Origin of the sequence: Paenibacillus sp. FSL R10-2788, assembly GCF_038003885.1 — a bacterium.
GTDB classification, from domain to species: Bacteria; Bacillota; Bacilli; order Paenibacillales; family Paenibacillaceae; genus Paenibacillus_AQ; species Paenibacillus_AQ odorifer.
The window spans coordinates 623,200-644,016 of sequence record NZ_JBBOQA010000001.1 but is presented as its reverse complement, the minus strand read 5'-3'; the positions used below and the strand labels follow the sequence as shown (position 1 = coordinate 644,016).

General features: G+C 45.4%; 14 protein-coding genes. All 14 read right to left on the bottom strand.

All coding sequences use genetic code 11. The features are described from left to right. Positions 1-31 precede the first annotated feature (31 nt). The gene (locus NSQ50_RS02865) at positions 32-2,158 is read right to left on the bottom strand and encodes a glycosyltransferase family 39 protein (protein ID WP_076223367.1); all 2,127 of its coding nucleotides are present in this window, start codon (positions 2,156-2,158) and stop codon (positions 32-34) included. A gap of 206 nt (positions 2,159-2,364) precedes the next feature. Continuing rightward, positions 2,365-2,910 (bottom strand): DUF1697 domain-containing protein, encoded by a 546-nt coding sequence (locus NSQ50_RS02860; protein WP_036676770.1) that lies wholly within the window; start codon positions 2,908-2,910, stop codon positions 2,365-2,367. 27 nt (positions 2,911-2,937) lie between these two features. Next, entirely contained in the window at positions 2,938-3,756 is an 819-nt protein-coding gene (locus NSQ50_RS02855) for a phosphotransferase family protein (RefSeq protein WP_038568584.1), read from the bottom strand. 14 nt (positions 3,757-3,770) lie between these two features. Then, positions 3,771-4,067 (bottom strand): antibiotic biosynthesis monooxygenase family protein, encoded by a 297-nt coding sequence (locus NSQ50_RS02850; RefSeq protein ID WP_036676767.1) that lies wholly within the window; start codon positions 4,065-4,067, stop codon positions 3,771-3,773. 18 nt (positions 4,068-4,085) lie between these two features. Further along, positions 4,086-4,712, bottom strand: a complete 627-nt coding sequence (locus tag NSQ50_RS02845; protein WP_036676765.1) for an alpha/beta hydrolase — start codon at positions 4,710-4,712, stop codon at positions 4,086-4,088. Positions 4,713-4,735: 23 nt separating this feature from the next. Further along, positions 4,736-5,254 carry a DJ-1/PfpI family protein gene (locus NSQ50_RS02840; protein WP_076223369.1) on the bottom strand — a complete coding sequence of 173 codons (519 nt, stop codon included), beginning with the start codon at positions 5,252-5,254 and terminating at the stop codon, positions 4,736-4,738. 225 nt (positions 5,255-5,479) lie between these two features. Continuing rightward, positions 5,480-6,592, bottom strand: a complete 1,113-nt coding sequence (locus NSQ50_RS02835) for a GerAB/ArcD/ProY family transporter (protein WP_036676761.1) — start codon at positions 6,590-6,592, stop codon at positions 5,480-5,482. A 26-nt stretch (positions 6,593-6,618) separates the two neighbouring features. Then, entirely contained in the window at positions 6,619-6,807 is a 189-nt protein-coding gene (locus NSQ50_RS02830; protein WP_143760483.1) for a hypothetical protein, read from the bottom strand. 24 nt (positions 6,808-6,831) lie between these two features. Continuing rightward, a complete protein-coding gene (locus NSQ50_RS02825; protein ID WP_076223371.1) occupies positions 6,832-7,989 on the bottom strand; it encodes a Ger(x)C family spore germination protein in 1,158 nt (385 codons plus the stop codon). Continuing rightward, the gene (locus NSQ50_RS02820) at positions 7,986-9,536 is read right to left on the bottom strand and encodes a spore germination protein (RefSeq protein ID WP_218641096.1); all 1,551 of its coding nucleotides are present in this window, start codon (positions 9,534-9,536) and stop codon (positions 7,986-7,988) included. The genes NSQ50_RS02825 and NSQ50_RS02820 overlap by 4 nt, the downstream gene beginning before the upstream one ends. 1,523 nt (positions 9,537-11,059) lie before the next feature. Continuing rightward, positions 11,060-17,437, bottom strand: a complete 6,378-nt coding sequence (locus tag NSQ50_RS02815; RefSeq protein ID WP_340949265.1) for an S-layer homology domain-containing protein — start codon at positions 17,435-17,437, stop codon at positions 11,060-11,062. Positions 17,438-17,456: 19 nt separating this feature from the next. After that, complete coding sequence (locus NSQ50_RS02810) at positions 17,457-18,335, bottom strand: carbohydrate ABC transporter permease (RefSeq protein WP_081383335.1); 879 nt, start codon at positions 18,333-18,335, stop codon at positions 17,457-17,459. Next, positions 18,335-19,312 (bottom strand): carbohydrate ABC transporter permease, encoded by a 978-nt coding sequence (locus NSQ50_RS02805; protein WP_081383334.1) that lies wholly within the window; start codon positions 19,310-19,312, stop codon positions 18,335-18,337. The genes NSQ50_RS02810 and NSQ50_RS02805 overlap by 1 nt, the downstream gene beginning before the upstream one ends. Before the next feature lie 34 nt (positions 19,313-19,346). Beyond that, on the bottom strand, positions 19,347-20,747 hold the full coding sequence (locus NSQ50_RS02800; protein ID WP_076223379.1) for an extracellular solute-binding protein: 1,401 nt from the start codon (positions 20,745-20,747) through the stop codon (positions 19,347-19,349). Positions 20,748-20,817 lie beyond the last annotated feature (70 nt).

The window sequence follows — 20,817 nt, the reverse complement described above, 5'->3', positions numbered from 1 at the left end:
ATTAGCACGCTTCGTATCCTAAAACACTGAACTAGTTAACTGTAACTTTGTATAACGTTCCGCTGTTGCCAGCGTCGTTTCCTGCCCAATCCGCTGCTGGAACCTCTGTGCCATTGTCGGTAATCCAGGTAGATAGCGTAGAATTCCCTCCACGTCCACCACCCATACCGCCGCTGCTCAGCAGGAAGTATTTCACCTTGCCACTCTCTACTAACGCCTTTAGGGTATCTGTGGTATACACTGTGTCTGAGTTGGAAAATCCGTTCAGAATAACAACCGATACCCCCTTATCGACGATATAAGGAGCTGCTGTGCCATAATCCAATACGGCAAACAGATAAGGCTCCCCAGTATTATTTTCCTCCAGATAGGACAGCAGACTCTCATTCGCACTTGTGGCGCTATTACGCCCAAAGTTGCTAGAATTGCCGCCCATTCCTCCTCTGCCCTCACTGCTCCCTGGTCCTGCTTCAGGGGTTTGGCTATTCAGGCCATAAGTAATTGGGGTAGCTGCCCAGTAGAGCGGGCCAATTAACAATACTAGTACAGCGACAATACTTGCCGAGAAAACAAATGGCTTCTGCTTGCCTTTAAGAACGACCAGCACCAAAGAAACAACTATACCGGCAGCCAGAATGCCAATCGACCAGCCCCTGCCAATCGTATCGTCATAAGGATGAATAATGTACCATTGAAAAACTGCTGTAACCAGCGTCGCAACTGGCAATAGCCATGACAGCCAACCAGAGTGCTCGCGATACAGACTCCAGAGCTTTGACCAGCCTGCACCGACCAGCGCGGCTATCGGCGGAGCCATCATCACCAGATAATATTGATGGAAGAATCCCGCAATACTGAAGAATCCCATCACCGGTACCAGCCATGCTAACCAGAATAGAGCTTCTTTATGCCCTTGCGTAAAGTTCCTTCTCCGCAGATTAGCGAATAATCCAATACAACCAAACAATACAAAAGGCAGCATCCAGCTTGCCTGACCTGACAGCTCTGATTGGAACAGGCGCAGTGGACCTGCGGTTCCAGTATTGAACATTCCACCTCCGCCGCCATTCATGCCGCTGCGTTGTCCTTGGCCCCCACCTTCACCACCAAATTGCCGGTTTTGATTATCTGTTCCACCGCCGGGTGGTTGCCCTGGAGAACCTCCATCATCGGCGCCATTTTGACTGTCTGAGGTTGAATTCATACCTTGCCGACCCGAAAATGCTCCACGTCCGCTATCCGTACCATTTTCAGCATCTGCCCCGTTCATAGCGGGTCTTTCACCGTTCATAGCTGGCATCTCGCCATTCATGTTCGGCATCTCACCACCATTCATTGAAGGCATTCCACCTCCGCCACCTGTCCCCCGATCACCCGTCAACCGCGCGACACCATTATAACCAAAGGCAAGATTGAGCACGGAGTTAGTACCGCTGCTACCGATATAAGGTCGTTTACTAGCGGGAATCGAATCCACTATCACTGCCCAGGATAACGAGACCACGAGTAATATAGCTGTCGAGGCCGCTAATACTCCAGTTTTTCGCTTCCAGTTCACTTTCGCAGCCAAGACATAAAAGAGATAAAAAGCCGGCAAAACCATATAAGCCTGCAGCATCTTCTCATTAAACCCAACACCGATTAAAGCGAATGCGGCAAGGAGACTGCCCAGCTTATTACTCTTCGTTCCTTTAAATAAAAACCAAACCGCCAACAGTAACGTGAATACTAACAAAGCATCAATGTTATTCGTCCGGCTAACAGCCGCCGCTACTGGAGTTGTTGCCATGGCCAGCGCTGCTAAACGTGCTGCCGCTTTACCAAAGGTAGGTTTAACCAGAAGGTATACGAGCAACACGGAGCCCACGCCCCCAAGCGCCTGAGGCAAAATTACACTCCAGCCATGAAGCCCGAAGATGAGCGCGCTAAGAGTCTGAATCCAAAAGGTGACCGGTGGTTTATCCACCGTGACTGAACCTGCAGAGTCGAGTGAAGCGAAGAAGAAATTATGAAAGTTTTGCAGCATACTTCCCACGGCAGTGGTGTAGTATGTATTCACATAGTGGTCATTCCAAACTCCATAACCGTACAAAAAAGCAGCGAGTATTAAAATGAGCCACAGTATAAGATCCGAGCTTATTTTTCTAGCAAAACTCATCTCCATTTCACTCCTATCCCTTGATCATTCTATATGCCGGCAGTTCTGTAACTCCGGCCCAAGCTTTCCGTAGGTGTATTATTTCATCCATACCTTAACTCTCAATGAGTGCGAGCTGAATGTTTGCTGAATAAATGAGGCTGCCAGAACGCAAAAAAGACCCCACAATGTGGAGCCTTTCGGTACTCTTTTCAATCCAAACTATGTTATTCCATCTTGCCTATAGCAACAAGCTTATTCACCGTGTTCCAGTTGCGTGCGGTAATGGGCATCCCGAGTATTTTGTCAAACGGGACTTTAAAAAGCGGCGATTGGCTCACACTGACCTCATATAATATATACATCTCTCTGCCGACAAAACGCACCTTATCCGGTCCATTCTCATAAGTGCGCAGTTTATCCAATGCTTCCGCTGAAGGCTCGGCTGGTAAAAAAGTAACATACCATCTTTTGAATTCCTCTGGCTCGGAGAGCTGAAAGGGATCGTTAGCGATCACGTTCTCCATCTCTGCTAAAGTACGGATAATAACAGAGACCTCGAATCCAAAAACCTCATGAATCTGACGTTCAATGACTCCGCTAAGCAGGCTCACCGAACCTTCATCACTCTCAAATACGACATTTCCGCTCTGAATATACGTTCGTACATTTGCAAATCCAAGAGCTTGAAACATCGCCTTCAGGTCCAGCATTTTAATAATTTTGTTCCCGCCGACGTTAATTCCACGCAGCAGCGCTATATAGGTAGTCATAGAATACGCCTCCGTTTTGTGCCATGATCAGCTTACCTCTGCGGCTAAGGTGTGTAGACGTTTACGAACTTCTTTTACCAGCAGCTCCTTCTCTGGAGGCGAAAGCCCCTCCACCAGACGCGCGGCCGCGATCGGCAAAATCCAGCGGTCTACGTCCTCATAAGTGTGTCCTGATAATCTGAGATACTCTTGAATGTATCCCTTAGTTAATCTTTTTCTTATAAAACCTAACATTAATTTGGAGAAGGCAGAAGCTCCCGGAGGCATAGCTCCCAAACTGAACATCACTACGGAACGCGCAGCATCTCCAGCAGGTTCTCCCACTACACCCGTCATCCAGTCGATCACCCAGAGCTGTTCATCCATAAGCACATTGTCGGGATGAAAATCCCCATGACATAAACGAGTGCCTTCCGGCAGCTTCTCCAGATACTTCAAAATGACGGATTTTTCCTCTTCGCTCAGCATAGGGGCAACCATGATCTGACTTTTCAGCATATCCTTTTGCTGGCCGATTTCCTCTGTAGTTTCAAGCTTATGCAAATCACAATGAAGCCCCGCCATCAGCCTGGCATATTGGGTAACTTTCCAAGGCTTCTCACCCATCACCTTTAGTAAAGAGGGACCCTGAATTTGTTGAAAAACGATACCTTGTCGATTCTGTTCAGTAATAAGCTCAAAAGGCTGAGGGGTCCGAACACCCCGCGCATGTACAAACCGGCTGATTTTATATTCCCGGCTGACGTGTTGCTCTGCTATATCCTCCCGGTACAATTTAAGAATCCTCTGATCGTCATGCTGCCAGATCTCCGCTGTTCTGCCTTCCCCAACAAGCTTCGCCTTCATTCGGTATCCTCCATTTAGTCCAGATTAATGCGGGTAAAATGCTCAACTACCGGAAATGGGTCGTAGTAATGGTGAAGGAGTGCTTTCCATTCCTGATATTGGCTGGATTCTCTAAAACCAACAGTGTGGTCTTCAAGCGTTCTCCACTTCACCAGCAACAGATACTTATGATCATCCTCCAAGCAATGTTGTAATTCATGGCCCATATAACCCTCTATCGAGGAGATTAAACTTGACGCCTCCTTGAAGCTTTGCTCAAATTCAGTAGTCAAACCAGGCTTTACTTGCAGCATCGCAGCTTCCAAAATCACAATCATCATCTCCTAAAGTTATGTATTTAAAGCATCACGGAAAAACTCATGATAGAAATTAATGATGACCAACAGTATAGCTAGTGACTCATTGACACTGCCTACCTCCAGCGAATGATTAGCATCATCGATTCTATACACCTTCAAATGATTCAGCCCACTAATTTCACCGGAATGTTCTTGACCAAATAAGGGGTCACTGCCGCCATAGATTACAGTACCACGACTCCGCTGAATCAGCGGCACCGCCTCAGGCAACGGGGTGATATATAGATGAGACGTCTTCTTCTGTATTTCTAGCTCTTCAGCTATTCTACCTGCAATAACAGCGCCCATGCTTTTACTTATAAAAAGAAATCTCTTATAATCCGGAAGAGAAGCGATCACAGCTTTACATTCCTCAATGATAATACTCATTTCTTCACGTTTGAAATCCACCCTTGCACTCTGGTAACCATATTCTAAAAGCAGAACATCACAATTATGCTCCCGGGCAGCTTTAGCCGCATAATCTAGCAGAGAGCGATCAGCTGAATAATTTTTACCCGGAAAAATAACAGCCAGCGCTTTGGACCCTTGGGTGATATATTTATGTTTAACCTCTCTACCCCAATAAGAGGACATAATGATATTGCTAACGTTCATACATGTTTCCCCTCTTCTACTCCTTAGACGGATTTAAAATGTTTAAAGAAATCTATCGTTTCTTGCAAATCTACCTCATCTTTATAGATACTCATTATTCGCCCAATTTCAAGCGCAAAGTCTACATATCCATTCGGTTTAGCGGTAATGATTGTTCCATCGACAAAGACGTTAGATACCCCAGATTCATTGTCCACATAAACCTTACCATCCAGTACTCCGGCAGCCTTAAGAATGGATACCCCACCGCAAATGCCCGCGATGACTTTTCCTGCTCGATTCAGGCTTCTGATTAAATCTAATAGAGCCTCCTGCCCTATTAAATTATCTGTTTCCCCACCAGGGATAATCAATAAATCTATGGTGCTAACGTCCACATTTTCAACCAATACTGATGGATTCACAGAAAAACCCTCGCAGGAGATTAACGCCTTATCTTCCAAGCTTAAGGTATAGACCTCGCCCTTTGTTTTCATAAAATAAGCTGCCAATGTAACCTCAAACTGCACAAAGCTATCATATATAAGAATATATGTATTCAATGATAGATCAGCTCCCCTGTTCTCAATAAAAAAGTAAACTCTATCTATGTATCTATCATTATAGCATCATCGCCTTCTCCTGAAACTTACGGACTCAGAGGACGCTATTTGCACATTTCCCGCGGCTTTAAAAGCGTAAATGTGATCAAATAAAACGAAATAAAAAAAGACACGGGCAACCAGCCACTTTAAGGCTTACGAGACACCTGTATCCTCCTATTAGAGCTATTGCTGCGACTGCGGCGCTAGCTGTTTATTTTTACGCCGGCTCACAACAATTTCAGCGCAAATCCATAACATCAGTGGAATAATCACCTGAAAAGGAAAGGCGTATATTTTATAAATATGGTAAGAAAAATAGTACATTTCCATAATATCCTTGTACACAAAATCCGCAAAATAGATCATGAGTAGTCCCATCTGAAGCACAACAGAGCGGTAACTCTTGAGCTTGAGTACTTTTGCTATCCCACTACTCGCTACATACAGACATAAACTTGTCTTGATAAAAGTAGTGATTACAAAAGCAACTGCCGATGAACCTTCAATTCGGGTCAGAAAATCACCTACATTAATACGGCCAGCAGACACATAAGCGGGAAAATATAAACTGGATAGAACTTCAGGACCCAGCATCAACAGGTTACGCAAAGTAGCCATAATGATAATCACCCCTGAAATTACTAGACTACCAAATAATATCTTCCGTATTGAGCTCTTGTCCGATAAATTACTGAATGCTCCCAGAAATATTACAATCTCCGCAAATGGAAAAGAAAAAGTACCCAGAGTGTCGCTTAATAAAGGCTGCCAGCCTTTGTCCAACAGAGGAAGTAAATGATGATATTCCAGTCTGGAAAAGGCGAGTGTTATCAGTACTAAATTAACAAATACAGCAAACAGCAACAGGAGCTTAGCGCTTCTCCCCATCACTTCAATCCCCGCCTTAACCACCCAAACACACAATAGTCCCAGACATATCATAGGTGCTAACATAGGGGTATCCGTTAAGGTAATTGTGCGACTGAATTCTCCAAAGTTTCTAATAATTAGTGCCCCCAAATGAAAGGAATACCATATATAGAGAGTGGAGATGATTCGACCCAGGATTCCGCCAAACACGGTAATCAACATATCAAATAGATCCTTACCCGGTAATAGGACGTGGAGTCTGGCATATATCAGCAAAAGTGGGGCAACCAGCACCATAGCTAACAATACGGCGATCCAGTTACTGTTACCGGATTGTCCCGGTACGCCCATAAATATTGAAGTCCCCATAATAAATAAGACAGCAATACTAATAGCATGCCCTGTTGATATGATCTCTTTATTCATACTCTATTCTCCCTTTAGGCTAATACCTAGAATAGCTTCTTGATCCAATACACAAGGAATGGTGACGGACTAGGAATCGACCATCTCATTGCCAATGCAAAGGCAATACAGAATGAAATTAGACATAATGCAGAAGAAACATAAAAATCCCGCTTCATCCCCTGCTTCCACAGACCATAAGGATCGATTAAAACAATTACTACATAGATAAACATGACCACCACAACCAATATTATCACCTATTTTTGATGAATCTTGATAGACCTTGTCGTTTGTGCACTGTTCTCAATAATCACCTTGGAATTCACTACTACTTCTACGTTGGAAAATTCTCTCACCCAGTTTTTCTCGATTTTCTCCCAGGTCCGCGGCATTTTCTCATGAAGGAGCTCTCCAAACCCAAAAATATCTGCATGGTAATCCTTCTGAACCTTATGAATAACGGAGAAAATCTGCTCTTCTAGTTCTTTTTCAGCCCACCTTTCTATCGTTTTCTTGCTGTCCAGACTATTGAATTCGCCCGAAGATTTGACCTCGTCCAATCCGGCATGTGTCAGTGTATTAAGTTTTATTTGGAGCTTACCATTTACCCATACAGGTTTTATTTTTGTGCGATTAGATAAAATTTCGAGCGAAAAGTTAGGCTCTCCACTTTCATCCTTTACGATTAACACACCTCCCTGGATTTGATTGTTGGCAAACAGCATGTATTTCGTTTCTTCGCCACTGATCATACCGATCATTTTATCCATTTTGAATATAGCTGTTCCGCTAACTCGTGCATTCTTCATCTTATTTTGTTCATGGACATAAATTAACGGAGCGATAGCATATTCTCCAGAAGCCTCAAGCTTGTCAATGAAGTCCCAGATTTCCACAACAGGCGCTGTGCTGACATTCTTCTCAGTTCTCATCTGCTGTGCAAGTGCGTAAGACATAATACTCTCAGTTGAACTACTTAGGCTTATGATTTCTTGAGCCGGTTTGTCTTTAGCGACAAAGATATACACATCTGATCGGGTTTCCGTATCCCTGTTGTACCAATCAATTACTTTGGTGACTCCCTCCCTTGCAATCTCCTCACTGAGGATAATCGCCTTAGAATGGCTCCAAAATAACTTTTTTCCAGTAATCGAGATCATCCCCCGCACAATATCAAACATGGTCTCGCCCGCGAGCGTAATCATTTTGAAACCAGCCTGACTTGATTTCAACCCTTCCTTCGTATCTACAATTTCTGTCGTTACCAATAACTGACCGTCTTTTTTCCCCTTATCAATTGCGACCCCAGCAACAATCGACATATCGTCAATTTCAAAGTAGTTCCAGCAGCCTGTATTGCAGATCAGAAGCATCATGGATATAACAATCAGAAGTATCCTTTTCAGCTTGCTCATGGTCTTCTCCTTACTTTATTGGAACCTTTTCTCCTCATATTTCGTGCCCCAATCAACGCCGGACGCAGATACATATGCCACCACGGCGCCCTGATCGCTGTATCTTTAATGTCCTGAGGACGGATAGAGCCTACTTCAAGCATGTATGGAACCCCAAAGCTGCGCAAACTCATCAAATGTACTACTAAACCAAGCATTCCAAGAAAATATCCGTATATCCCCAGGAAAAAACTCGCACCCAGCAGCAATGTTCTTACGATAATTAAAGGACCGGTCAACCTAGGATTAAGTAGCGTCATGATCCCTGTTAAACCGACTACAATAATCATTGGAGCACTCACTATTCTGGCCTCCACTGCCGCTTGTCCTAACACGAGAGCGCCTACGATACTGATAGCCTGCCCTATATAGGTAGGTATCCGCTCGCCCGCCTCTCTTAATATTTCAAAAATAGTTAACATGAATAGCGCCTCTACTATTGTAGGAAAAGGGACTGCTACTCTTGCTGTAGAAATACTGAGCAACAACATGGTGGGGATCATTTCCTGGCTATAGGTAACTAAAGCTACATAAAGAGCAGGAATACTGATCGACAAAAAAGCTCCAAAAACTCTTAACATGCGATTGAACGAACCAAAATAAAAGTTAATGTAATAATCCGAGCTGGCTTGAAAATTCTCTACAAATAGATAGGGAACGGTCATTGCAAACGGGCTGCCTTCTATAAGCACGGCAACTCTGCCCTCCATCATGTTACTGACTACGGCATCCGGGCGCTCTGTACTTCCTGTCATCTCAAAGGGCGAATAGGGTTCGTCTCTAATTAATTCCGCCAGAGATGCCGTGTCCAGAATAAGATCTATGTCAATCTGTTCAATTCGATTCTGTAATTCTTTGAGAATAGCCGGTGATGCCAAGCTCTCCATATAACAGATACATATCGGTGTTTTGGAACGTGTTCCCAGTGAACTAAAAACAAACTTTAACTCGGAGTCTTGCACCCTGCGACGAATAAGGGTGAGATTCACTAACAGTGATTCCGTAAATCCTTCCCTTGGACCTTTGACACTTTTTTCGGTCACCGGTTCCGCAAGAGCCTTCGTCTCCCAACCCTGTGCCCCAATGTTCAGAACACCCGCAAAGCCGTCCATCAGCAGTAAGGTCTTGCCAGCTATAATCGAATAAATCATTTCATCAAAATCTTCAGAGGCGACCACATCACTAATGCTAATGACCTGCGTCCGGATGTTCTCCATCAGCTCGGCTTTATTGTCACAATTCTTTTTGGTAAAATCAAAAGCCATAACAGGCTTAATAATCCCTACCTGGATCAAATGCTTGTCAACCATTCCGTCAACATAGACTAACCCAAAGCGAAGACTATCAGTAAACATGTTGCTAAACACTCTGATTCTAAGCGTTTCATCGTCCTTGAATATGTTTCGAAACAAAGTCATCATTTCATCCAGTGACGTACTCAGAGTCTGCTCAGATTTTGTGTTTTTTTGAGACGTATTTCTGTTTCCACCTGCTGGCCGTTCCTCCACAGTAGTCACTCCTGTCAGAATTAGGTTTCCTAGAAATTATCCCCCGTCTCTCCAAATCCTATCCGCCAAAATTATACTGAAAAGGGATCAACAAGAAAGAAACGAGACTACTCCATACGCCGGGTTCGGCAGGTAAGTAACCCAATCAGCCCTTGGGGTCATGCCAATAGTGACTCACCGCATAACATCCTCAGACGCTTCGGCTCAGGCACGTAACACCGAGTACATCCTCAGACGCTTATGGACTCAGGCACGATAACACCGCATATATCCTCAGACGCTTTCGGCTCAGGCACGTAACACCGCATACATCCTCAGACGCTTATGGACTCAGGCACGATAACACCAAATACATCCTAAGGCGCTTACGGACTCAGGAGGCGTTATTTGCTCATTTATCGCCTTTTTGGCATAGTTTCGGACTCCAGTGCAGCTATCTCATCAAAAGTGGCTCAAACCGGGCGTTTTTCATGCCAATAGCGACTCTGAGGACCGATAGCACGCCAAAAGTCCATAAATGCAACGTTTAGGGGCTACTGGGTCCGTTACCGCCGAATCACACTCATCCCTTGGGGTTTACGGACCTCGCACAATAACACCAAATACATCCTCAGGCGCTTACGGATCTAGGACGATAACACCGAATACATCCACAGGCACTTAAGGACTCAGGAGGCGTTATTTGCTCATTTATTGCCTTTTGCGAACAGTTTCGGACTCCAGTGCAGCTATCTCATCAAAAGTGGCTCAAACCGGGCGTTTTTCATGCCAATAGTGACTATGGGGTCCGATAGTACGCCAAAAGTCGATAAATGCTACGTTTAGGGGCTACTGGGTCCGTTAGCGCCAAAACACCCTCTCCCCGGGGAGCTTACGGACCTAGCACAATAACACCGAACACATCCTCAGACACTTACGGACTTAGCCGCGATAACACCACTTGCATCCTCAGGCACTTACGGACTCAGGAGGCGTTATTTGCTCATTTATCTCCTTTTTGGCACATTTTCGGACTCCAGTGCAGCTATTTTATCAAAAGAGGCTCATATTGGGCGTTTTTCATGCCAATAGCTACTATGGAGTCCGATAGCAAGCCAAAAGTCGATAAATGCTGTGTTTAGCGGCTACTGGGTCCGTTAGCGATCTCTTGCGTGCAAATGACATACCATGAAGCAAAGTTTGTTTTAAGAGCATGGGGGATACGAGCATGTGATTAGGTGTTTTTGAGTTGTCAGCTCTGAGATAGCAACTTCGATCTAGACGTTTGAGGCTGGTATCTCTATGCTAGCAACTTTGAGTTAGGCCTTAGGGGTTGCCAGCTTGTTCTATGCGTTTGGCACTGGCATCTCTGAGCCAGCAACTTTGAGTTAGGCGTTTGGGGCTGGCACCTTTGAGCTAGCAGCTTTGAACTAATAAAGCTGGCGTTCGGGACATACGGTCAGCAGCAAAAAAACACAGGTACCCCACCAGTCATTGGCATGACTAGGACACCTGTGTTTTTTATATCTTGTATTGCTGCACGATTATTGAAGCTGCTCAAACAGGCGGAAGATCACTGTCGCTGCTTGCGCTCTTGTAGCCTTGCCGTTTGGCCCAAATTGGTTGGATGTCATACCGTTAATAATTCCACTAATACGCATCGCTTCTACAGCTTTGGCTGCATCCGCAGACAACTGGTTCACATCAGAGAATGCTTCACCAGAAGCCTTTGTTCCGTTAGTCAATGGGATATTAATCATCTGAGCCAAACGATAAATCATGACTGCCATTTCCTGACGAGTAATCTCCTCGCTTGCACCAAAGTTGCCATCCGCTTTGCCTTTAACAATGCCGAGCTTTTGAGCGCTCGCAATCGGACTGGCATACAATGCCCCATCCTTAACGTCTGTAAATGTGCTTACAGCCGTCTCATCTAGTAAATCAAAAGCGTTCATCAATATTTTGATGAATTCTGCACGGGTCACATTTCCACTTGGATTAAAGTGTTCAGCATCCATCCCTTCGATTGCACCTCGTGCTGCGAGTGCTTCAATGCTGTTTACCGCCCAATTAGCTGTAGCGATATCTTTGAATGAAACATTCGAGTGAACCACTACATAACTGCCAAGCTGCGGCAAAGTTAACTCAAGCATCTGTGTTCCTGTATTAAATCTTCCGTTCTTAACGATCTCTAGTTGCTGATTACTGTTCAAGTAATAAACCACTACTTTATGAGCTTTCTCACCAGACTTCAGCGTATAAGGAAGTGCCAGCTTGACCCCCGATGTCTTCAGAACATCACTCGGAATAACCACACCGTCTACGCTAAGACTGATGTCTTTAATTGTACCAGCATTCAACTGACTGCTTACCGACAGTGGCAATCCGGATACATCTCCAGTGCCCACAATAAGCTTAAGTTTGCCGTTCTTAGCATCTGTGTAAGTCTTCAAGAAACTTTCCGGCAGCATTATGCTTGCTGTTCCTGTATCAATCTTGAGGGATTTAACATTTCCCGCTGCTGCCAGTGACTGCAGTGGCAGCTCAATTACAATTTGTTTCGCGTTTCCGGCAGGATTCACGACAATGGACAGAATACCATCCTTTGCATCTTTAGCTGCCTTTTCAACATCTGCGGCAGTGAGTTCAGCCAATGCTTTTCCATCTGCTCCGATGACCGTCTGGACCACGATTTTACCACTGCTTACAGCAGGGGCTGTCGCAGACGCGCTAGGCGACGGTTTGGCCGTGGCTACCGGCACATAAGTACCCGGTGCCTCTGTTGGTTTTGGTGTTGACGTTGGCGTTGGTGTCGCTGTCGGTACAGGTGTTGATGTTGGCGTTGGTGTTGGCGTAGCTTCTGAAAGCAACTTCAGGCCCGCAACCGCCGCATTAAGCTGACTTAATGCCTCATCAATGTCTGCCTGAGTGGCAGTCCCACTCTCCAGCAATATCACTGCTCGTGCTACTTCTTTCTCAAGAGTATTCCAGCTCTCCTCTACATAAAGGCTCTTATCCAAAGCTTCTATTGCTCTAAGCTTCTCTTCCAAAGGTGCCGTTATGAGAGGCGGATTTACAGAAACCAATGTTAGGGTATACGTTCTGGTCGTTGTTTTATCCAGTGCCGTCACAATGACCTTGTAACCCGTTTGGATTTCTCCCGCAAGAGTAATGCTATCAGGTTCGTACACAGCGAAGGTAACCCCTACCGGAACAGTAAGTCCTTCCTTCAGCTCATCAAGCGTAGTCGTATCCGGTAAAATAATTTCTTTGGCTACCTGATCAATAGATCCGCCCGGAATTGTGATTCCGCTGATCGTTGCATCATGAGCTTCGACAGGCTGTAAGGCTTCAAAGGCATTTTTCAAATTGGAATATGCCACATTAATATCACCATCGGTAGCACCGTCATTTGCATAAGTGGCTTTAGCAGCCTCTAGTGCAATGCGTAATGCCTCCCATTGCTCAGGCGTTCCGGTATAATTCTCTTCATTTACCGAAGGATCTTCCGCTGTATCAATGGCTGCTTTAAGTTTAGATTTATCGTACCTCACACTGATGCGGCAGCTGGCAGCAATATCAGTGCCCGCCACTTTACCAAATATAGTGAAGTCTGTAGCAATGGTGAGTTTGTTAAGGGGAATTTCCTCCCATACCACACTTGCCAAGCCTGTCGTTTTATCGGCGTAAGTTACCGTAACCTTAGCTGGAAGCGTAGGCACGACGTTAACTGTCGTACTCACCGCAATCTGTTCAATGCCCGCAATCGCGCCGTGGTCGCCGGGAGCAGGAACTTCTCCTTCTGGCATAGACGAAATAGCCCGCCATTCCTTAACGCCTGTCCAAATACTGGTGGACTGCTTATTAAGAATCAAACGGAGTTTATCCGTCTTCACCTCGTCAAAGGTTACCTCGTTAAATGCATTTCTTGCTTTGCCTTTCTCGCTCAAGCCCGATACCGGTACATATTTTCCAGCATCCTTATCCCAATATTCGAAGTTGTAATCTCCCGGTACCTGCACACCGCCTTCATCATCATAGAAGTACACGGAGCTGCCTGACAAAGTCACGGGCTCTTTCCAGGTCAGTTGCAGCCAGTGGCTTTCACCGGGACCGCCCCAGTTCCCATACTGAGTTTCTGCTTCGCTATTGTAAATACTTGCTGAAGTATAAGGGATATAACCATCATTAATGCCATACACAGACTCCCATGCCGAAGTGTATGAGGCACTAGGGGCAGCCAAAAGGGCAGCATTTCTGTATCTAAGGTTATCCACCGCCATCCGCATTTGATCCGTTGCCACCTTGATCTCTTCCAGCGTATATTCTCCCTGAGCCAGCAACGCCTTGGCAGCAGTCAGCGCAGCTTGCAGCTCTTGCCATGTTGCCGCAGTAAAATCATCCTTGTTCCGGACAAGTCTGCCGGAATCCCGATCCGCAAACTTCGCGATCATCTCTGTCAGTTCCGCAGTAGCTACAAATACGGTGACTGGAACCTTCACGACAGTTTCCAGTTCTCCATCGCTGACAGTCAGGCGGTATTCGTATTCACCAGTCGTCTTAAAGGTAGCTTGCAGCATGGCTTTATCAAGCCCTGTCTCCTCTACTTCTCCTTCACCTGAATTCTTCTCCCAGGTATAAGTCAGCTTGCCACTTGGCAACCCATCATCAACGATCTGCGGCATAATCGTCAGAGGAACATTTTGCTCAACCTTCAATGGTGTTTCTAGATAAACCTTTGGTGCCTGATTGGCAGCCGCCTTAACCTCCAGATTATTATTGTAGATCTGAATCTCCTTGATGGCGGTCGCAAGTTCCAGCGGATGCGTCACATGAATGCGAATCGCTGCAGTGTTAACCTTTTGGAACTCCACATTGTTATAGTTGGAAGCAATATATTCCGGATAGCGGAATTGTCCCTCCACTGGTTTCCAGCTTCCATCAGCATCCTGATATTCGACACCAAATGTCTGTGGTGTACCATAACCGTTCAGAAGCCGGTCATTATAGAAATAGACTTTTACATTGTCCACAGCCTGGACTCCATCAAATTTGAACGTAACCGTATCGACAGAATTCGGCGAACCGCCGAATAAAGCTGTGTTTGACGTATGATTAATTGATGCGATTGTCGAATTGTCCGCCAGGTTGCGGATATTCGAACCGCTCTTGATATAAGTCGATTCAACAGTAGTGCCTGAAGCAACAGCCAGATTCGTACCGTTATTAACAATATCAACGCCTGCTTTATTAAACATGTCGACAGTCTTCTCATTGCTGGCTAAGGATGTTTGATCTGCTGCAGCAAGCGTCGTAGCACTGCCTTTTTCATATAACACCTGTGTCTTCGAGTTGTCGCCAACGGCCCCAGTTACATCCCCTGAAGGTTTTTCCACCTTGCCAGTAGCTGTATCATAAATCAGATGGGACATTTCGTTAGTTGTCATTACGAGTTCGTCATTAATGAAGAGCGAATAACCTGCTGGAATACCTTGATAATGAGGATTGTCACTATACTTAGCAGGATCCTGCCATACGATAGATAAGTTAGCATCATGATAACGCACGTTATCTACAGCAAAATAGTCATAATCGACATTAATCGGCCATAGCTCGATTTTGTCATCTGTCCGTGGCTGAATACCCGCCATATCTTCAACCACAGTGTAATTCATCATGCCAAGCGTATCGTGGTGAATCCATGCCCGTACCATATCTCCACTAGGGTTAGGAGGATTGTCTTTTGTCCATGGTGTGCCGAAGAAGTAATCCTCCAGCCAGAAAAATTCATTAGAGTCCAGGTGGTCCGTATTGCCCGGTTCCACTGTATGCAACCAAGCGCCCCAATCAAACAGTGTTTTGTAAACGTCACTGTTGATATTATCTATAGGATAATAGCGCAGAGAGGCACGAACGGTATTAATATAGTTGCCGAAGTTACACCATGCGAACTGGTCTGTACCGAAGGCATCCGTCTTGCCATTCTTGAAATCTTCTACCCGCTTCATAATGCTGTTCTGATCCGCTGTAAAGAAAGGAAAGATCGGATAATAATTCGGATCAGCGTAATCAGACAACTGAGATAAATATTTCGCCTCATATCCTTCTTCACCTTCAGTTGGTACTACACCAAAGTTAAAGACAAACATGTTATTATCCCGCCAAGGGTTGAATACATCGGTACCGCCCACAACTTTTTTATGCAAAAAGCTGCCTGTACCATTCGTATCTGCCACACCGTCACCATCAAAGTCAGCCTTGTCGTACCACATCTCATTCAGAATTGAATTCTTAATATTCTGCGCCACAGTGTTCATTTTAGCTGCACCCGCAGTATCTCCAAGCTGCTCGTACATCTTCGCTGTTGCCACTGCATTGGCGTAGGTAGTAGAAGAACCATCCAGGCGGGCATAGTTACCACTGCCATTCCAGTGCATGGATACGGTATCTCCGTCATTACCTGTAATCGGACCATGGTTATAATAAACAAGATTTGGATTAGTGCCTTTAAAATGTTCAAGTGTGCCGGTAACATCAGTCGCAGAAAAATCAGCAAACTTCTTCAATATTTCCTGACCACCACCGTAAATCTTGTAAGCGTCCCAGCCTACTTGCGACGTGTTCTGCATCATATCCCAGGTCCAGATGTTAGGACGTCCGGGATTATTTTTATAATTCTTATTCTCGGAATATTCCCCTTGAGCCAGCCAGGTTCCATACAAGTAGGAAGGATCACGCAGCCATTTCAGATCCTGCATCGCCCAAGGTACACTGACCGTAATCCCGTTGTTGTAGCCGAGAACGCCCTCCATGTTCATTGGGAACTGCCAGTCATTGCCCGGAATGTTGGCATCCAGCAAATTAAAGCGGTTACACCACCAACGATAATAAAGTACCTTCTTCACATTCTCATCGGGAACATCGATATATGGAATGTTCTCTGCCCACCACTCGTTGTACTCCCGCACCTGTGCAGAGAAGGCTGTGTCATTGCTGTCAGCAGCCTTAAAGCTCTCATAATGCAGCTTTGAGCCCGGTATTTCATCCGCGAGCCAGCCCATGACTACCTTTTGGTCAACGGAGCCACCGGCGGGCACTGTAATCTCTCTAACCAGTTCATTTCCGGAAGGAATCATGCCGTTTCCGCTCAGGTGAACATCCACGTAGGACATTGCTTCAACTACCTTTTGCCCGGCTTTGCCTATCATTAGCGGAGCAGCCACTCTGTAACCCACCAGCTCATCACCCTCAGCCGCTGAGACGAAAGGTGATTTAACCTTCATCGTCAACGTTATATCGCTGGCTGTAGGATTCTTCAATTGAAGCAGCGTTACAGCACTGTTATAGCTGGAAATAAATTTCCGCTGGTTAATCTCCAGGCCTCCGCTTGTGTAGGTCTGATTCTCATGACTCGGGTAGTTCTTCCGCACATTTTTCTGTTCCGCCAAGTCTCCTGTAGAAAGGGTGATGTTATACATCGTGTCCTTGTTCAAAGTATCCGCGTAATGCACTGTTCCCACAAAACCCAGCTTGGTATTATCCTGAGTCTTCATGTACAAAGCGCTTCCCCGGCTGAACAGAGTATTGGCGCTAACTTCGTCGTTGACATCATCCGGAATGACACCTTCGTTAACTAGCAAGGCGTCAAGCCAAGGCAAATCGGAATTATCTTTTGCAAAAGCCTCAAAATCAAAAGCTTCAATTGCCTGCATCATTTCTCCGACGGTGACATCGCTGAAATTAACGCCTTCCTTAACAATAGAATTATCCTTCCACTTCGCCTGCCCGTAATCGGTGCCTACACCTTCATGATAGAAATCAGTCGTGTAGTTAGCCGATACGGGAACAATCCCTGCATTTAATACCACAGCCGCGCATAATGCCGCTACAGAAGCTCTTCTGGGCCATTTATGACTTGTCATTTGGATGAATTCCTCCTTTTTATCCCTTGATTCCTGTTAATGTAATGCCCTCAACAAAATATTTGTTGCCGATCAAGAAAAATACTAGACAAGGAGCTGTAACGACGAGCGCCAGTGCCATGACCTGTTCATAGTTCGGAATGCGCATCCCGTTCACAATATACAAGCCCATAGGCAGCGTATAATCTGCTTCAGTCTTCAAATAAATCATAGTGTAGAAAAATTCATTCCAACAGTTGATAAAGCTGAACAACGCCACAACAATCATTGCGGGACGTATAAGCGGCAGCATGATGCGGGAGTAGATACGGAAATAACCCGCACCGTCAATCTTGGCAGCTTCACTGAGTTCTAGTGGAATCGTCATGAAAAATTGCCGGAGCAAAAAGACAAAATACGCGTTGCCGCCTGCACAGAAAAAGGCCGGAATAATAAGAGCAGGTTTGCCAGCTAGTCCCAAAGAAGTGTACAGAGAATATTGTGGCAGCAGGGTTACGGCACTAGGCAGCATCATCGTACTGATGACCAGCACGAACCACATCCCGCGCAGCGGAAAGTTCAGCTTAGCAAAGGCATACCCCGCAAAGCTTGTCGTCAGCACCGTCCCGATCACATAAGGAACTACAATCGAAACTGAATTCCAGAGCTGCCGCAGGAACTGAATACGTTCCAACCCAAGCCGAAAATTATCGACATTTAGTGACTCAGGGAAAAACACAGGCGGCCGCGCCAGTATTTCTGTATGGCTCACGAAGGCACCTCGCAGCAGCCAATAAAGCGGAAAAGCAAACACCACTGCTAGCAGACAGGAGAGCAGAATCAGCCCGGTATTAATGGCTTTAGCTCTTTTCTTTTTTTTCTGGATACTTGTATAATTCATAATTGCGGTAGCCGCCATTATCTCGCCTTCTTTCTTTTGCCCATCGAATCGTCCCTTTTAAATGCGCCCTGGAAGTAGAACAGCACACCAGTAATGGCCATAGTGATTAGGAAGACGACCCATGCCTCAGCAGACGCCAAACCGCGCATCCCTACCTGAACAAATGAATGGTCATAGATCATAACGTTGATAAAATAAGTCATCCGATCGGGTGCACCATTTCTGGACAACACCACACTTTGCGTATAAATCTGGATAGAGGTCATCATGCACATAATCAATTGGAAAAAGAGGACAGGCTTGATCGTCGGATAGGTTACTTTGAGGAACTTGTGCCAAGCATTTCCCCCGTCCATCTCGATAGCTTCCAGCAATTCTCCCGGAACATCCTGCAGCGTAGCGATGAACACAACAATCGTCCCACCACAGGTCCACAAGCTCATGATAAACAATGTCTCAAAAATACGGATGGGATCTGTCAGGAAATCAACAGGGGCAATTCCTATCTGCAATAAAATCCAGTTAAGCAATCCACCCTTGGCTTGGTTCTGTAGAAGCATCTGCCACACAATTGTTGTCGCCAGCATCGGAACTACAGACGGCAGAAAGAATATAGCCCGCATCAAGTTTCTGCCGATAAATTTACGGTTCAATAAGAGTGCAACAATCAGACAAAAGGTGATTACAAGCGCCACGTTAATGAAGGCATAAATCAAGGTTACCGTTATGGATTTCTTGAATTCGGAGCTGGTATTGGTGAATATGTACCGGAAATTATCCAGTCCAATCCACTCCATAACTTGGCTTCCGCTCATAATCGTTATTTTATGAAAGCTGTAAAACAAACTGGCCAACATCGGATAAAGCGTCAATACCAAAAATCCAATAATGGCCGGTGCTGCAAACAAATATCCAGCCACCGCCTCTTTGGTGACACCTCTGGCATGCTTTTTAACATAGACCGCAGCCGTTTCGGTTTTGCTCTCTGGGTTCATAAGCAATAGCCCTCTTTTCAAATATAAGCTCTAATTAGGAAACCTTGCCGCTTTCGAACAACTGCTTGATCGCTGGCATGATCGCGTCATAGACTTCTTTAACACTTTTCTTACCTGCCAACGCCTGATCAATAGATTTCTCATATTCAGTATTCATCTTGAGGTAGGCAGGAACGTAATATGCAGGCCATTGTACGATAGAGTCTTTCGTTGTGGAATAACTAAGGATAGTTTCTTTTGCGCTTTCAGGAAGATCGGAGGTCCACTTTTCAACCAAGGTAGGATCGGTATACCAATCTGCCTGGTTCGGCAACCACGCACCACTCTTCAGCAGCTCCAGACTGTTCTCAGGGTTGACCATGTAAGCATAGAATTTCTTGGCTTCCTCAATGTGCTTCGATGTATTGTACACAACAAGCGGAGCACCACAGTTCATCGTTACTGCCTTTTCCATCTTAGGCAGAACGCCAACGCCGATATCTTCATTACCTTTGATATTAGCTAGATCCCAAGAGCCGCTGATTGCCATGGCATAACCACCACTCAAAGCGTCTACCGCAGAACCAATTCCGGAATTCCAAGTGTAATTGAAAGCGGATGCAACCTTGTCTTTGTTAACGAGATCAGCTAGCTTCTGGATCGCATCAACCGTTTTGGGAGAATCCCATTGAAACTCCTTTCCATCCGGGGAAACAATCCCGCCACCGTTGGCATAAGCTGCCCAGAAGTGGTGGAACTCCCGTCCCGCTGTCATACCAAGCCCGTAGTTCTCGGTCAGAGCAGCATCAAAGCCTTCATCTGCCGCTGTTTTTCCTTTAGTATCTGTCGTTAGCTTTTTCGCGTTTGTTACGAATGTATCCCAATCCCACGCATTTTCAACTTTGGAGGGTGGATATTCAAGGCCTGCTGCATCAAATTTGGACTTGCTATAGTAAAGCAGCTCCAACTGGTTGGATAGGCCGACTCCGATCACTTTTTGCTCAGGTGAATGGATTGTAATCGCTGATAGTTTTTCAGGAATGCTTCCGTCCGCTAATAAATCGCTGATATCTTCGATAATTCCCATTTCATTGTACTTTTGGATATCGCCTTCACCCATATAACTGATATCTGGAAGTTCACCGGATTCGAGCCGGGTCTGAATAAATGTATCAAAGGAGCCATCTGCTGGAAGTACTTGTGCATTGATTTTCACTCCGGTGTCGGCTGTATATTTTTCTGCTGCCGCTTCTACCAGCTTTTTCTGTACATCATCACCCCAATACAATAATTCCAAGGTTACATCTTTATCAGGCGTAGTTTCTTTGTTGGCTGCTCCAGACCCTTCAGATGCCTTTGGAGCCGCGTTGTTGGAATTGCCCGAACAGCCAGCCAGTGCGGAAAAAACCATCATTGATGCTAAAGATAGAACTAGAGTACGTTTTCCAAACTTCATGTTTGTTGCCTCCCTTTTTTTCATATCTATTTATTTCAAGCCAAGCATTTAAAGCTTTAGCCTAAAATCA

Excerpts from the sequence above, each read along its gene's own strand:
- NSQ50_RS02865 (WP_076223367.1), bottom strand. The coding sequence starts at position 2,158 with ATGAGTTTTGCTAGAAAAATAAGCTCGGATCTTATACTGTGGCTCATT.
- NSQ50_RS02860 (WP_036676770.1), bottom strand. The coding sequence starts at position 2,910 with ATGACTACCTATATAGCGCTGCTGCGTGGAATTAACGTCGGCGGGAAC.
- NSQ50_RS02855 (WP_038568584.1), bottom strand. The coding sequence starts at position 3,756 with ATGAAGGCGAAGCTTGTTGGGGAAGGCAGAACAGCGGAGATCTGGCAG.
- NSQ50_RS02845 (WP_036676765.1), bottom strand. The coding sequence starts at position 4,712 with ATGAACGTTAGCAATATCATTATGTCCTCTTATTGGGGTAGAGAGGTT.
- NSQ50_RS02835 (WP_036676761.1), bottom strand. The coding sequence starts at position 6,592 with ATGAATAAAGAGATCATATCAACAGGGCATGCTATTAGTATTGCTGTC.
- NSQ50_RS02830 (WP_143760483.1), bottom strand. The coding sequence starts at position 6,807 with ATGTTTATCTATGTAGTAATTGTTTTAATCGATCCTTATGGTCTGTGG.
- NSQ50_RS02825 (WP_076223371.1), bottom strand. The coding sequence starts at position 7,989 with ATGAGCAAGCTGAAAAGGATACTTCTGATTGTTATATCCATGATGCTT.
- NSQ50_RS02815 (WP_340949265.1), bottom strand. The coding sequence starts at position 17,437 with ATGACAAGTCATAAATGGCCCAGAAGAGCTTCTGTAGCGGCATTATGC.
- NSQ50_RS02810 (WP_081383335.1), bottom strand. The coding sequence starts at position 18,335 with ATGGCGGCTACCGCAATTATGAATTATACAAGTATCCAGAAAAAAAAG.
- NSQ50_RS02805 (WP_081383334.1), bottom strand. The coding sequence starts at position 19,312 with ATGAACCCAGAGAGCAAAACCGAAACGGCTGCGGTCTATGTTAAAAAG.
- NSQ50_RS02800 (WP_076223379.1), bottom strand. The coding sequence starts at position 20,747 with ATGAAGTTTGGAAAACGTACTCTAGTTCTATCTTTAGCATCAATGATG.